This is a genomic window from Aquaspirillum sp., from assembly GCF_055136605.1.
On record NZ_JBSQVP010000018.1, the window covers coordinates 1 to 14,807 of the forward strand.

The following is a 14,807-nucleotide window of genomic DNA, read 5'->3' on the forward strand; positions in this document are numbered from 1 at the left end:
GCTCCCAACATCAAACCCCCTGCTACCAAGTAGCAGGGGGTTTTGTTTTTAACTCCACACAAAATAATAAATAATCAAGCCCCGAAAATCGGGGCTTTTTGCATGGGCGAAATGTTTTAGTGATTGCGCAGATGAGGAGGTGTTTTGGGTTGTAGCATGGTTTGTGCACAGCTAGAGGCTTTTAACATCGCATTACCAAAGCGCACGCATGAAAATTGGTTGATTTGTCTGGAGGCTTTTGAAAGAGATTCAACAGCAGTTTCACTAAACACAAAAGCCGGTTTAAGAACCTCAGCACCGCTTGGATTAGTTTCTTGCGTTAGGTAGCGCAGGTTACGTTGCCAGTGGCTTAGCCATCTTTCAGAGAGCTGTAATAAATCGTTTTGTGCACAGACATGCGCTTGTAACAAATGATTAGAGGCTTCAATCGTACGTTCAACATTCTCTGAAATAACCGGCGGAGCCATGTCTCGATTGATTGGCTGTCTGCCTTGTAGCAAGGCACGATACCAGTTGAACTGGGCGTCTAAGAGCTGGCGATGATGCCTTGAAAGCATTTCGGTGACTTCTTGTAATGCAAAAGGAAAGTCTTGTTTTTGCATGGGACGCCTCTGTCAGTACAGGGATTGCTGTTGATCATTTTGTGTGTGTCTAGCACTTAAGCTAGTCTATTGCAAATTAGTTCAATGTCAACAGCAACTTGCCCTATTCAGTAAATTAACGTCATATTTTCCACACAGAAACCAATTCGGACAGTAGTGCCTGCAAAATTGGCTCTCCTTCTCTGTCAGCTGGATAGACGAATTGTAAATCTGCTCGTTTCTCAATGTTTGGGATGAGACACAATCGGCCCTGTGCTTCAAGCGGTTTGGCCTCATCTTCGCGCATTAAAGCCAGTCCCACACCCGATTCGACCACGCTACAGATAGTAGGGACATGGTCGATTTCGGCAATTTTCTTAGGCGCGATATTGAGTTCACGCCATAACTCGGTGGTCAATCTGTGCAAGCTGGATAATTGGGAAATGCCAATCCACGGCAGTTTCCCCAACTCCCTCGGCTGTAGACCTTCAATGCGTGATTGCCAAGCAGCAGGCGCAACGATGCGGAAACATAATTCTGTCAGTGTGAGAGTGTTGACATTGACATAAGGGTTGTTGCCAATATAAAAACCAGCATCTAATTCCTTTTTGCGGACCTTATTGAGAATTTGGCCAGTCACGCCATGCTGTAGCTGGATATCAATCAATGGGTATTTCTCGGCTAATGCAGCGACCCAGGGGCCGATATTGGTCATCTCTGGGGTGGTAATGGTCCCAATTAACGCTTTCCCTTTCATCTCTCCCTTTAGCATTCGCGAATGGTTCATCAAGTCGCGTGCCGCCGTTAGGATCGCCTGTGCTTGCGGCAGCAATTCTTGTCCTACTCGCGTCAGGGTTACCCCTCCTGTGCTGCGTTCAAATAGCGGCATCCCAAAGTCCTCTTCGAGCGCCTTAATTTGTGCAGTGACCGCCGGTTGACTTAAGTGGAGTAATTCAGCTGCTTGGGTGAGGTGGCCTTGTTGGGCAACTGTCACGAAAGTTCGTAGTTGGTAGATTTCCAATTTATGCGTCCCCTTGGTTTTTTGATTGTCATTATTCTTGTAACAGAATGTTCCGCACTGTAAGCAAATCCGTCAATCTCTCTCGATTTTTTTTCACAATTTTAACCAAAGTTAATGACGAAAAATAGCGCGTAACTTGATGATTTATAACAAATGTTGCTTTGCATCATTTGTCATGCTGATTTTTTACATCAGTAATTGCGATTAGCCAAGCGCCTTGTTCCTTTCGTAGAGTCTCCGCCGCAGTGGGCCATTTATAAGTCCACGCTTAATAATGAGAAAGTGAGGAAATGTATGAACAATGAGGAAATCGTTGCTCGAGTACAGGCTAATCCGAAGTTTCAAGAATTGGTCCAAAAGAAAACCGGCTTTGGGTGGATGCTCTCCATCGTTATGCTGGCAATCTACTACGGCTTCATTCTGGTATTGGCTTTCAATCCTAGCGGCTTAGGTGCATCTCTGAGCGGTGGTATTACCACAGTGGGCATTCCAGTGGGTTTGGGTGTGATCATTTCAGCCTTTGTATTAACCGGAATTTATGTGCAGCGTGCAAACGGTGAGTTTGACCGCTTAACTCAAGAAGTGGTTGAGGAGGCTAGAAAGTGATGAATCGCCGTATTCCGCAAATTTTAGGCGCCTTGGCGCTGGTGGGTCTCTCTGCCGCCGCTTTTGCTGCCGGCGCAGTTGAAGGTGAAGTGCAGAAAGCCAAGGCAACCAACTGGTCTGCCATCATCATGTTCTTCGCTTTCGTCGGTTTTACGCTCGGTATTACTTACTGGGCAGCCCGTCGGACGCAATCCGCTTCTGACTTCTATACCGCTGGCGGTGGTATTTCTGGTTTCCAAAACGGCTTGGCGATTGCCGGTGACTATATGTCTGCTGCGTCGTTCTTGGGTATTTCGGCGATGGTGTTCGACAAGGGCTACGATGGTTTGATTTATTCCATCGGCTTCTTGGTCGGCTGGCCTGTGATTCTGTTCTTGGTGGCAGAGCGTCTGCGTAACCTAGGTAAGTTCACTTTTGCCGACGTGGCATCCTACCGTTTGGCACAAACCCCCGTCCGTATCTTAGCCGCTACCGGTACCTTGGTTGTGGTGGCCCTGTATCTGATCGCTCAGATGGTAGGTGCAGGTAAGCTGATCCAATTGCTGTTCGGTCTTGATTACGCTGTGGCGGTGATCTTGGTGGGCGTGCTGATGGTGATGTACGTGATGTTCGGCGGTATGTTGGCAACCACTTGGGTGCAAATTATTAAAGCCGTCATCCTGCTGTCTGGTGCTTCCTTTATGGCACTGATGGTGCTGGTTTCGGTTGGTTTCAGCCCAGAAGCGATGTTTGCTAAAGCTGTGGAAAACCATCCAAAAGCCACCGCCATTATGGCACCTGGTGGTCTGGTATCGAACCCAATTGATGCGATTTCCTTGGGCTTGGCGTTGATGTTTGGTACTGCTGGTTTGCCACACATCCTGATGCGTTTCTTCACTGTGGGTAACGCAAAAGAAGCACGTAAGTCGGTGTTCTATGCAACAGGCTTCATCGGTTACTTCTACATCCTGACCTTCATCATCGGTTTCGGCGCCATCTTCTTGGTCGGTACCAACCCTAGCTTCTTGGATGACGCAGGCAAGATTGTTGGTGGTAACAATATGGTTGCTGTTCACTTGGCGAAAGCTGTGGGTGGTGACTTGTTCTTAGGCTTTATCTCTGCAGTTGCTTTCGCCACGATTTTGGCGGTGGTGGCTGGTTTGGCACTGTCTGGTGCTTCTGCTGTGTCGCATGACTTGTACGCTTCGGTGATCAAGAAAGGCAAAGCCAACGAGAAAGATGAGATGCGCGTATCCAAGATGACTACTCTGGTCTTGGGTGTGTTGTCCATCGTCTTGGGTATCGCTTTCGAAAAACAAAACATCGCCTTCATGGTCGGTCTGGCGTTCTCGATTGCAGCTTCGGCTAACTTCCCTGTGTTGTTCCTCTCCATGTTCTGGAAAGGTCTGACCACTCGCGGCGCGGTGATCGGTGGCTTTATCGGTCTGACTTCTGCTGTCGTGTTGATCGTGTTTGGCCCAACTGTGTGGGTGGAAGTGTTAGGTCACGAGAAAGGTTCTGAGCTGTTCCCATACAAGAACCCAGCGTTGTTCTCCATGACTTTGGCCTTCTTCTCGACTTGGTTGTTCTCGGTGACTGACAGCTCCCGTCAGGCACAAGAAGAAAAAGGTCGCTTCGATGCTCAGTTCGTGCGCTCCATGACTGGTATCGGTGCTGCTGGTGCTTCGAAACACTAATTGTTGTTCGGAGTTACCCCTGTCGGTGACGGGGGTAACAAACTCTAAGTATTCATCTGTTTAGGAGATGATCAAGATGTCCACTATCGAATCCGTGTTGAAAGAAACTCGCACTTTCCCACCAACCGAAGAGTTCCGTCAAAAAGCAACTGTGTCGGGCATGGAGGGTTACAACAACCTGTGTGAACAAGCCAATAACGACTACGCAGGTTTCTGGGGTAATTTGGCAAACGAGCTGATCTCTTGGAAAAAACCATTTACCCGTGTGTTGGATGACAGCAATCCACCCTTCTTCAAATGGTTCGATGATGGTGAACTGAACGTTTCCTACAACTGTATCGACCGCCACTTGGCTGACAAAGCCGACAAAGTTGCCATCATTTTTGAAGCAGATGACGGCAAAGTGGAAAACATCACTTACCGTGAGCTGTACGAAAAAGTTTGTCAATTTGCGAATGGTTTGAAATCTCTCGGTGTGCAAAAAGGCGACCGCGTTGTGATTTACCTGCCGATGGTGACCGAGGCTATTGTGGCGATGCAGGCATGTGCGCGTATCGGTGCAATCCACTCTGTTGTATTCGGCGGTTTCTCGGCAGGCGCTTTGCGTGATCGCGTGTTGGATACCGGCGGTAAAGTATTGATCACCGCGAACGAAAGCGTGCGCGGCGGTAAATTTGTGCCACTGAAAGCAACTGTTGACGAAGCATTAAGCTTGGGCGGTTGTGAGACAGTGGAAAAAGTGGTGGTGTTACAACGCACCCCAACTGAAGTACCTTGGACCGAAGGCCGTGATATTGCATGGTCGGCATTGGTAGAAAACCAAGCAACCGATTGCGAACCAGAATGGATGAACGCTGAAGATCCACTGTTCATTCTTTACACTTCCGGTTCGACTGGTAAGCCAAAAGGGATTCAACACAGCACCGGCGGTTACTTGTTGGGTGCCGTGAACAGCTTCCGCTGGATTTTTGACAGCAAGCCAAACGATGTATTCTGGTGCACCGCCGATGTGGGTTGGATTACCGGCCACAGCTATGTTGCCTATGGCCCATTGGCGTTTGGTGCAACCCAAGTGGTGTTTGAAGGTGTGCCAACTTACCCAGATGCCACTCGCTTCTGGCGCATGATTCAAGATCATAAAGTCAGCATTTTCTATACCGCACCAACGGCGATTCGTTCCCTGATTAAACTGGGTTCGGATTTGCCAAAACAATTTGACCTTTCCTCGCTGCGCCTGTTGGGGACGGTGGGTGAGCCGATCAACCCAGAAGCTTGGATGTGGTACTACGAAGTGGTAGGCGGTAGCCGTTGCCCAATCGTGGATACTTGGTGGCAAACCGAAACCGGTAGCCACATGATTGCGCCAATGCCAGGTGCTGTGGCAACCAAACCAGGTTCTTGCACTTTGCCATTGCCGGGTATTATTGCCGACATCGTGGATGAATCGGGTGCGCCAGTTGAACCAGGTCGTGGTGGTTTCTTGGTCATCAAAAAGCCCTTCCCATCCTTAGTGCGTACTATCTGGGGTGATCCAGATCGCTTTAAGAAAACCTATTTCCCAGAAGAGTTTAACGGTCAATACTACTTGGCAGGCGACTCGGCCAACCGTGACGAAAATGGTTACTTCTGGATCATGGGTCGTGTCGATGATGTGCTGAACGTGTCTGGTCACCGCTTAGGTACCATGGAAATTGAATCGGCACTGGTGGCAAACCCACTGGTCGCAGAAGCCGCTGTCGTGGGTAAACCTCACGAAGTGAAAGGCGAAGCCGTGGTTGCCTTCGTGGTCTTAAAAGGCGCTCGCCCGACAGGTGAAGAGGCGAAGAAAATCGCTGCTGAGCTGAAAAACTGGGTGGCGCACGAAATCGGCAAGATTGCACAGCCTGATGACATCCGCTTCGGTGAGAACTTACCGAAAACCCGTTCTGGCAAAATCATGCGCCGTCTGTTGCGTTCGATTGCTAAAGGTGAAGAAATTTCTCAAGACGTTTCGACACTGGAAAACCCACAAATCCTCGATCAGCTGCAAGAGGCACAATAATCAACGTATCAAATCATTCGTTGAGCACGTAACACCTGTTCTTGCATAGGTGTCATTGAACGGTAGTCCTGAATGGGCTACCGTTTTTTTTGTTTGCGCTGGAAAGCGCAGTCCTGACTGAACATCAAACAGAAACGATTGTCGCACATCAAAGCAGTACAATATGACGGTAACGGTTGTTGCCGCTTCCTGCTATCATTTAAGAAAAAAGTGGATTGTAATGCTGTCGCAGCGAAAAGCTGCACGCTCCACAACTGCCCTGTTTCGCTTACTTGTAGAAAGTACTGTCATGTCTGAAAACGCTGACAAAAAAGTGATACCCATCCAACCCGTCGCCGCCGGCAAAGGGAACGATGCGCAAGAAGTCTCTTTATATGAGGCACATAAAAAAATCTATCCCCGCGCTGTTCAGGGGATTTTCAATAATTGGCGTATTGCATTAGTTATTATTACCCAATTTGTATTTTATGTTTTTCCGTGGTTAACGTGGAATGGTCGCCAAGCTGTGTTATTTGATTTGGCAGCGCGAAAATTCTATCTGTTTGGTTTAACTTTTTTTCCACAGGATTTTATTTATCTTGCTGGCTTGTTAATGTGTGCCGCATTGGGTCTATTTTTATGGACGACTATTGCTGGCCGTTTATGGTGTGGTTATTCCTGTCCACAAACGGTATATACCGAGATTTTCTTGTGGATAGAACAAGCGATTGAAGGAGATCGCAATAAGCGGATGAAGTTGGATAAAAGTCCAATGAGTGCACGCAAGGTTGGCATTAAAACTGCTAAACACAGTGCGTGGATTCTATTCTCGCTATGGACTGGTTTTACCTTAGTTGGTTTTTTCACGCCAATTAAAGACTTATTGGCTGCGGCACAAACGTTTGATTTTGGGCCGTGGGAAACATTCTGGATTTTCTTTTATGGTGGCTTTACCTACTTGTTTGCAGGTTTTATGCGTGAACAAGTCTGTAAATATATGTGCCCCTATGCACGCTTCCAGAGTGTGATGTTTGATGCGGATACGCTGATTATTTCTTACGACACTCAACGGGGTGAACCGCGTGGTGCGCGCAAGAAAGGGGTGGATCCAAAAGACGCCGGCTTGGGTGATTGTGTAAACTGCGGTGTGTGTGTGCAAGTGTGTCCTACCGGCATCGATATTCGTAACGGCTTACAGTATGAATGTATTGGCTGTGCCGCCTGTATTGATGCCTGTGATGAAATCATGGACAAAGTTGGCTATTCCCGTGGTTTGATTCGTTACACCACAGAAAATGCCCTAGAAGGTAAATACCCAGAAAGCCAGATGTGGTCACGTTTGAAACGGCCACGGGTGATGATGTATGGTCTGGTGTTGTTGGTGGTGTTGGTCGCAGGAACAACCTCGTTTGTGATGCGCCAGCCTTTGAAAGTGGATGTATTGCGTGACCGTGCTTCTTTAGTTCGACAAACGGACGATGGCTTATTAGAAAATACCTATAGCCTGCGGTTAATGAACACTTCAGAAGAAACCCAGAAACTTGCTATCACTGTCTCTGGTCTACCAGGGATCACATTGGATGGTGGTAAGGTCGAAGTGGATCTCAAACCGACCGGTAATGAATCGATTGTGGTGCGTGTACACGTCGATCCTGAACAAGCGCCAAAAGGCAGCCATCCTATCCAGTTCCACATCCGTTCTCTTGATGAGAGTGGTGTGAACTTAACCGAAAAATCGAGTTTTATTGGAGAGTAAGTATGATCACCCCCCCCGCTTCTGGTTCGTCTTCTTTGCCTTGGTATCGGCAAGGGTGGCCTTGGTTGTTGATTCTTGGGCCAGCTGTGGTAGTGGTGGCGGGGGTGATTACGTTTTGGTTGGCTGCCAGTACCGACGATACCGTGGTAAACGATGATTACTACAAACGCGGTAAAGAAATTCACCTCGATCATAAACGCGACGTGTTGGCGTTGAAACAAGGTTTAAGCGCGCAAGTGATGGTCAGTGAAGATAATGCTGCGGTGCGGGTGTTGTTAAAAGGTGGTGAGGCGTTTGTGTTCCCTGATCAGCTTCACCTTTCCTTGGCGCACCCCACCTTGGCCGATCGTGATATTCATGCCGTATTGCAACATCAAGGCGGCGGAATTTATCAAGCTCGTTTACAACTGGCCTCTGCTGCTCATTGGTATGTGCAACTGCAAGACCCAAAACAAGGGTGGCGTTTGCATAATGAGTGGAAACTTGACGAAGGCCACGCTTTCTCGATGGCACCACCAAACGATATTCCAGCGACCGAAGGCAGTGCAGCGCAATAAGTCCAGCCTCTAAGCCGCTGTCAAACAAGCGCGTGGGTTAGCTAACCTGCGCGCTTGCTTTTTTGTTGCATGGCAGCGTACACTGCCGCCGTCTTTGGGGGAGTAGCTAATTCAGCCATCTTGGTTGAATGTGCGCGTCAACATACTTGATCCACTCGATCATGGCGCTCACTGCGGCATCCGCATTGCAAGACCTAATGACCTTGTGCCTGCTCCGTTGGGGTTGCAGCAGCACAGGTCATTTGGTGCGAGCAACCCCAAGGAGTCTATAGATGGATGCTTTCCTCATGTCTACTGGCCTAGTTGCTTTGGCCGAAATGGGCGATAAAACGCAGTTATTGGCTTTATTACTCGCTGCGCGTTTTCGCCGTCCCTTGCCTATTATTTTGGGCATCTTCGTTGCAACCGTATTGAATCATTTTGCTGCCGCTTGGTTGGGGCAATTGGTTGTGGCGTGGTTATCCCCCGATATTTTGCGTTGGTTATTGGTCCTTGCTTTTTTTGCTATGGCTGTCTGGATAATGATTCCAGATAAAATTGACGAAGAAGATACCGCTGTGAAAGAAAAACTCGGTGTTTTTATGGCGACAACGATTGCCTTTTTTATGGCAGAAATGGGTGATAAAACCCAAATCGCAACGGTGATGTTATCGGCAAAATATACCGATTTATTCGGCGTGGTGATGGGGACTACCTGTGGCATGATGCTGGCTAATGTGCCGGCGGTATTGATTGGTAATTTTGCTGCTGATCGCTTACCTATTCGGTGGATTCATCTGGCTGCAGCGGCGTTATTTGTTGTGCTGGGTATTTGGGTATTGTGGTACGGCATTTAAAAAAGGGACAACAGTTCGCTGTTGTCCCTTTTTCTGTGGTGTATTAAGAAAATTGTCGTAGTGCTGCCAGTGGACTGACTTTAGCGATATGTCGGACTGCTGGCATACCCGCTGCCCAGGTTGCAAATACTCCAATCGCTATCCCCAGAGGGAACAACATTGGGTTAAAACTCACCGGTAAATCGAGTAACCAAGTGGCGACGCCAATAGAAAGCGCGCTGGCACCGAGGGCGGCTAAGCCACCGGCTGCCACACCAAGAGCAATTAGCTCACTGCGGTGCATTTTTATCAGCTGTTGTCGTGATGCGCCGAGTGTACGCAGTACCGCAGCATCAAAAGCTCGTTCATCACGGGTGGTATGAATGGCTGCCCACAACACCAACACCCCTGCTAACAGGCTAAAGCCAAATACAAATTGAATCGCTAACACCAGTTTATCGACCATGCTCCGCACTTCGGCCAAAATAGCACTGACGTCAATGATGGTCAGGTTGGGAAAGGCTTGTACCAAAGCGGTGACGGCATCTTCGCGATCCTCCGGCAAATGAAAGCTAGTGATATAGCTGGCTGGCCGATCTTGTAACAACGCAGGGCTGGCGATGGCAAAAAAGTTGACACGGAAACTGTCCCAATCCACTTCGCGGATGCTGGTAACGGGGGCTTGGTATTCCGTACCCGCAATTTCATATTTCAGCTCATCACCGAGCTTAATCCCCAATCGCTCGGCAATATCACGTTCCATTGAAAATTGCGCGCTGGCGCCGGCTTCCCACCATGTGCCAGCCACTAAACGATTGCCTTTCGGTAGTATGTCATTCCAAGACAGATTAAATTCGCGTTCGGCCAAGCGTTGGGTACGTTCGTCACGATATTCTTGTGGTCGTACTGGTTTACCGTTAATCGCCAATAAACGACCGCGAATCATTGGCGCAAAATCCGGTACCGGCAAGCCTTGGTTCACAAAGGCATCTGCCACTGGATCTAACTGTTTCTGTTGAATATTGATGACAAAACGGTTCGGCGCATCGGGTGGTAAGTTGCGTTGCCATGCTTCTAACAAATCGCCCCGTACGACCATCAGCACCAACAACGCCATAATCCCCGACGACAACGCCACAATTTGCAACAGCGTTAAGCTCGGACGGCGGGTTGCTTGGGCAATTCCATAATGCCAACTCATCGCACTACCATGCCGCGTCAGCCGCCGTGCAATACCCAACATCACCCACGCGAGGGCCGCCGAAACCGCTATAAAGGCCAAGAAGCCACCAGCAACCAGACTGGCCACTTTGACATCGCCTGCTTGCCATAACATCAAAGCAAACAGCGCCGTGGCGCCTGCGGCATAGGCTAGGATACCCGCACGTTGTGGTTGAATATCTTCACGCAATACGCGCAAAGTAGGCGCTTGTCGCAGTTGCAACAGTGGGGGAATGGCAAAGCCAAGCAACAGCAACATCCCCGTGCTTAATCCACTCACCCACGGCATCCATCCGGCTGGTGGCAGTTGTGTGCCTAAAAGGCTGGCAAAAGGCAGCAACAAAATTTCTTGCGTCAACCAAGCCACAACACAGCCCACACCACCGGCAACCAAAGTGAGAACGATAAATTGGCCAGAGAATAAGAAGAGAATTTCATTCTGTGTGGCACCCAAACAGCGCAGGGTGGCGACTGGGGCATAATGGCGGGCGAGATAGCGGCGGCATGCTAGGGCCATTGCCACGGCTGCCAATGCCACTGCCAACAGTGCCGTGAGGCCAAGAAAACGTTGGGCTCGTTCGAGTGCCACCCGAACCTCGGGCCGCGCATCCTCTACCCGTTCAATTTTATCGCCGCGTTGTAACTGGGTTTCTAAGGTTTTTTGTAGTCGTTCCAGACGACGACTTTCACCCGCAATCAATAAGCGATAGCGTAAACGACTGCCTTCTTGGACTAACGCTGTGCGTGCTAAATCACTATGGTGGAACATGACCCGAGGGACAAAGTTATACACATCCACCGCCCCATCCGGCTCACGAATCAACTGGGCTGCAATCCGAAACTCGGCATTCCCAATTCGGACCACGTCGCCAACTTTGACATTGAGCCGCGCCAGCAAGCGTTCATCCAGCCACACTGTGCCTTCTTGCGGTGTTAAACGGCCAGAAACGACTTTGCCGTTTTGTAAAATTTCCACATTGCCTCGTAGTGGATAGCCGGTACTGACCACTTTGATCGCACTGAGCTGTGCCGACTCACGAGAAAACACCATGCTGGGAAAACTGATGGTATCGGCGATGTCAAAACCGGCTTTGCTGATGTCTGCGCCGTAGCGTTCACGCAAAGGCTTATCGCTGCTTAATACCAAATCGGCTGCTAATAGGCGTGTGGCTTCCTGACGCAGGCCACGTTCGACACGATCCGCAAAAAAAGCCACACTGGTTACTGCCGCGACGGCGACAACAATCGCTAGCGCCAATAAATTCAGCTCGCCAGACACCAATTCACGCCGGAAAAAGCGCAAGACGAAACGCAAGCGCGACCAGACACTATTCACGGCTCAACTCCACTAACTTCCCTCCGGTGAGGTGAAAGGCACGGTCACAGCGTGAGGCCAAAGCGCTGTCATGGGTGACCAAAACCAACGTGGTGCCCTGTGCTCGATTCAGTTGAAACATTAACGAGATGATTTGGGCGCCGGTGGCCGCATCCAGATTGCCAGTCGGTTCATCAGCAAATAGTAATTTTGGTGAGGCGACAAAGGCGCGTGCCAATGCCACCCGCTGCTGTTCTCCACCCGACAGATATTTCGGGAGGTGATCCAGACGTTGGCTTAATCCAACTCGTTCTAGCATCGCTTTGGCTTGGCTTTCTGCTTCGGGGTCACCTGCCAGCTCTAAGGGCAGCATTACATTTTCCAGCGCAGTCAAGGCCGGCATCAGCTGGAACGATTGGAAGACAAAGCCGACAAATTGATGGCGTAACCGCGCACGGGCATCTTCATCTAGTGGCCCCAATGGTTTGCCAAACAGCGCAATTTGTCCTCCCGATGGATGGTCCAAACCGGCTAGCAAACCGAGTAGGGTGGATTTGCCCGAGCCAGAGGCACCGACAATGGCAACGGTTTCCCCCGGGTAGAGGGTGAGATTCACCCCTTGCAAAATCGATAAGCTGCTACCAGCGTGTTGCACATGTTTAACAACGTCTACCGCTTGCAAAATCGGTGGCAATTCTGGAGAAACGGAACTCATGCGAAAAATTTTCCTATGGCTGGCGATCAGTGGCACGCTGTTAATCAGTACGCCGTTGTTTGCTGCGACCATTTTGGTGTTTGGAGATTCCCTCTCCTCTGGCTATGGTTTGCGTGCCGGAGAAGGTTGGGTAGATTTATTAGCCAAAGAGTTGGCGCCGCAACATCGGGTTTTCAATGCCAGTCAAACCGGAGAAACCACCGATGGCGGGCTGAGCCGTCTACCCCATGCGTTAAAACAATATCAGCCAGATATTGTGATATTGGAATTAGGCGGCAATGACGGTTTGCGTGGGTTGCCGGTTTCTGCAATGCAACATAACCTAACTGCGATGGTTAAGCTAGTGCGGCAACAAGGTGGACAGGTGTTATTAGTCGGCATGACATTGCCACCCAACTACGGTCAGCAATATATCCAACAATTTCAACACAGCTTTGTTGCCGTAGCTAAACAACAACAGCTTGCCTTAGTGCCGTTGTTGGTGGCGGGGTTTGCTGCCGATCTGAATCAATTTCAGCCCGACGGCATTCACCCCAAAGCCCAAGTTCAACGGCAAATGATGAACACAGTATTAACTGGACTGCGGCCCTTGTTGACTACAGCCCAGAGAAAATCGCGTTAGGAGGACTTTTTATCTTGGCCGATTTTGCCTTCTTTGCCGGCCAACAAATTTAAAATATTCTGTTTGTGGCGGCGTACCAACAGCAAAGACAGAATAAAGGTTGTGCCAAGATATACCCCACCATCCAGCAAGAACATGCCATAGACGGGGGCACTTAACGCAGCGATCAGCGCAGCTAGGGATGAAATACGAGTGGTGAAGGCAATCAATAACCAAGTGCCCAAGGCGGCGAGGGCCAATAACGGGTGAAATGCCAACAACACACCAAGTGCAGTGGCCACCCCTTTGCCGCCATGAAATTTCAAAAAGATGGGCCATAAATGACCTACAAACACAGCAAGCGCCACCATGGCAATCTCTGGATCGGCCAAGCCATATTGCGGGGCAAAGTAGCGGGCAAGTTCAACCGCCACCCAGCCTTTGGCGCCATCGCCTAGTAGGGTCAGTGCAGCGGCCAATTTATTGCCAGTTCGCAACACATTGGTTGCACCCGGGTTTTTCGAACCAAAGGTGCGGGGATCGGCTAGATTCATAACGCGGCTAACGATGACTGCGAATGATAAAGAGCCGATAAGGTAAGCGGTAATGATGAATGCTATCGTGGGCATGGCGATTTCACTACAATACGGGACTTTGCATTCTACGGCATCCTGTTGTCTGGCTGAAACGGCATTGCCTCTTTAATTTATGGATATCATCTTTCTGCGCGAAGTCCGACTGGATACGGTCATTGGAGTGTACGACTGGGAACGGCAGGCTCCGCAGACCATCGAACTCGATCTTGACATCGGTATTCCAAGTGAACAGCCCTGTCATAGCGATAACATCGGCGACACCATTCACTATGGTGTCGTTGTTGAACGTTTGCGTACGTTGTTGGCAGAACAACACTTTTTATTGTTAGAAGCGCTGGCCGACCATATCGCCACGGTGATTCGCGAGGAGTTTGGCGCGCCGTGGGTGCGGGTGGCAGTGACCAAATTGGGCATTCTGCCTCGGGTGAAAAAAGTTGGTGTTATTATCGAACGCGGCCAACGGCCACGTTAATAATAAAATCATTTTATGGAAGAAACCTGATGTCCACAGAAAGCGCACAGATTGGTTTAGAAGAATTCCAACAGCTGATTGACGAAGCGCTACCGCTTTGTCGTTTGTTTGGGATTCGTACCGAAAGCATTGGTTATGGTGAAGCCACCATGAAAATGCACTTTAACCCCGATTTAATCCGCCCGGGTGGCACAGTGGCAGGGCCGGCTTTGATGGCGATTGCGGATGCCACGCTCTATGCGGTGGTGTTGGGGATGATCGGTCGAGTGGAGTTAGCGGTCACGACCAGTTTAAACATCAATTTTTTGCGTAAACCACCACAGGCAGACATTATCGCCGAGGGCCGGATTCTAAAACTTGGCCAGCGTTTGGCGGTGGGTGAGGTGATGTTGTTTTCTGAAGGGGTGGATGAGCCAGTGGCGCATGTCACTGGCACTTATTCGATTCCGCCGCGCCGTTAACGATTCCGCATAAAATCGGCTGTGTTCCACAACGCTTCGTCCAATTTCTTTTTCAGTTCGGGTTCGATGGGCAATTCGTCCATCGCCCGCCGCATACAGTGCATCCACTGATCGCGGCCAAAATCATCAATGGCAAAAGGCATGTGCCGTGCCCGCAAACGGGGATGGCCGTATTTTTCCATATACAAGCTTGGCCCACCCAACCAACCAGATAAAAACATAAACAGCTTTTCTTCCGACTCGCTCAAATCTTGTGGGTGCATCCGGCGGACTTCCAACGCCACAGGGTCTTCATCCATGATTTGGTAAAACCGTGAAACCAAACGGCGCAACATGGCTTCGCCGCCGAGCAATTCGTAGGGGGTCAGTGCTTGCATAAAGGCTTTCGTATCAG

General features: G+C 49.7%; 15 protein-coding genes. 9 read left to right on the forward strand and 6 right to left on the reverse strand.

The genetic code is table 11. The annotated features are described in order from the left end of the window. Positions 1-116: 116 nt before the first annotated feature. Positions 117-602 carry a hypothetical protein gene (locus ACTBZS_RS04630; protein WP_463043414.1) on the reverse strand — a complete coding sequence of 162 codons (486 nt, stop codon included), beginning with the start codon at positions 600-602 and terminating at the stop codon, positions 117-119. Between the two features lie 121 nt (positions 603-723). After that, entirely contained in the window at positions 724-1,602 is an 879-nt protein-coding gene (locus ACTBZS_RS04635) for a LysR family transcriptional regulator (protein ID WP_463043415.1), read from the reverse strand. 294 nt (positions 1,603-1,896) lie between these two features. On the opposite strand from ACTBZS_RS04635, the gene ACTBZS_RS04640 reads away from it, so the two are divergent. The 6 genes from ACTBZS_RS04640 (at position 1,897) to ACTBZS_RS04665 (ending at position 9,053) form a co-directional block, all read left to right on the forward strand. After that, positions 1,897-2,208 carry a DUF485 domain-containing protein gene (locus tag ACTBZS_RS04640; RefSeq protein ID WP_022653452.1) on the forward strand — a complete coding sequence of 104 codons (312 nt, stop codon included), beginning with the start codon at positions 1,897-1,899 and terminating at the stop codon, positions 2,206-2,208. After that, positions 2,208-3,884, forward strand: a complete 1,677-nt coding sequence (locus ACTBZS_RS04645; RefSeq protein ID WP_463043416.1) for a cation acetate symporter — start codon at positions 2,208-2,210, stop codon at positions 3,882-3,884. The genes ACTBZS_RS04640 and ACTBZS_RS04645 overlap by 1 nt, the downstream gene beginning before the upstream one ends. Positions 3,885-3,960: 76 nt before the next feature. Then, a complete protein-coding gene (gene acs, locus ACTBZS_RS04650) occupies positions 3,961-5,925 on the forward strand; it encodes an acetate--CoA ligase (protein ID WP_022653454.1) in 1,965 nt (654 codons plus the stop codon). A 289-nt stretch (positions 5,926-6,214) separates the two neighbouring features. Continuing rightward, positions 6,215-7,660 (forward strand): cytochrome c oxidase accessory protein CcoG, encoded by a 1,446-nt coding sequence (ccoG, locus tag ACTBZS_RS04655; protein WP_022653455.1) that lies wholly within the window; start codon positions 6,215-6,217, stop codon positions 7,658-7,660. Positions 7,661-7,662: 2 nt separating this feature from the next. Then, positions 7,663-8,217, forward strand: a complete 555-nt coding sequence (locus tag ACTBZS_RS04660) for a FixH family protein (protein WP_460431272.1) — start codon at positions 7,663-7,665, stop codon at positions 8,215-8,217. A 272-nt stretch (positions 8,218-8,489) separates the two neighbouring features. Beyond that, positions 8,490-9,053 carry a TMEM165/GDT1 family protein gene (locus ACTBZS_RS04665; protein ID WP_022653457.1) on the forward strand — a complete coding sequence of 188 codons (564 nt, stop codon included), beginning with the start codon at positions 8,490-8,492 and terminating at the stop codon, positions 9,051-9,053. A gap of 43 nt (positions 9,054-9,096) precedes the next feature. Here the strand turns inward: ACTBZS_RS04665 and ACTBZS_RS04670 are convergent, their stop codons facing one another. Next, entirely contained in the window at positions 9,097-11,589 is a 2,493-nt protein-coding gene (locus ACTBZS_RS04670; RefSeq protein WP_463043417.1) for an ABC transporter permease, read from the reverse strand. Further along, positions 11,582-12,283, reverse strand: coding sequence for an ABC transporter ATP-binding protein (locus ACTBZS_RS04675; protein ID WP_022653459.1), 702 nt, complete (start codon positions 12,281-12,283; stop codon positions 11,582-11,584). The genes ACTBZS_RS04670 and ACTBZS_RS04675 overlap by 8 nt, the downstream gene beginning before the upstream one ends. Between ACTBZS_RS04675 and ACTBZS_RS04680 the strand changes: the two genes are divergently transcribed. Continuing rightward, entirely contained in the window at positions 12,282-12,905 is a 624-nt protein-coding gene (locus tag ACTBZS_RS04680) for an arylesterase (RefSeq protein WP_463043418.1), read from the forward strand. The two genes, ACTBZS_RS04675 and ACTBZS_RS04680, sit on opposite strands and share 2 nt — an antisense overlap. On the opposite strand, the gene plsY is transcribed toward ACTBZS_RS04680, so the two are convergent. Next, entirely contained in the window at positions 12,902-13,513 is a 612-nt protein-coding gene (gene plsY, locus ACTBZS_RS04685) for a glycerol-3-phosphate 1-O-acyltransferase PlsY (protein WP_022653461.1), read from the reverse strand. The two genes, ACTBZS_RS04680 and plsY, sit on opposite strands and share 4 nt — an antisense overlap. A gap of 79 nt (positions 13,514-13,592) precedes the next feature. Between plsY and ACTBZS_RS04690 the strand changes: the two genes are divergently transcribed. After that, positions 13,593-13,952 (forward strand): dihydroneopterin aldolase, encoded by a 360-nt coding sequence (locus ACTBZS_RS04690; protein WP_022653462.1) that lies wholly within the window; start codon positions 13,593-13,595, stop codon positions 13,950-13,952. Positions 13,953-13,981: 29 nt separating this feature from the next. Next, positions 13,982-14,413 (forward strand): PaaI family thioesterase, encoded by a 432-nt coding sequence (locus ACTBZS_RS04695; RefSeq protein ID WP_022653463.1) that lies wholly within the window; start codon positions 13,982-13,984, stop codon positions 14,411-14,413. On the opposite strand, the gene ACTBZS_RS04700 is transcribed toward ACTBZS_RS04695, so the two are convergent. After that, entirely contained in the window at positions 14,410-14,790 is a 381-nt protein-coding gene (locus ACTBZS_RS04700; RefSeq protein ID WP_027405201.1) for a group II truncated hemoglobin, read from the reverse strand. The genes ACTBZS_RS04695 and ACTBZS_RS04700 overlap by 4 nt on opposite strands. Positions 14,791-14,807 lie beyond the last annotated feature (17 nt).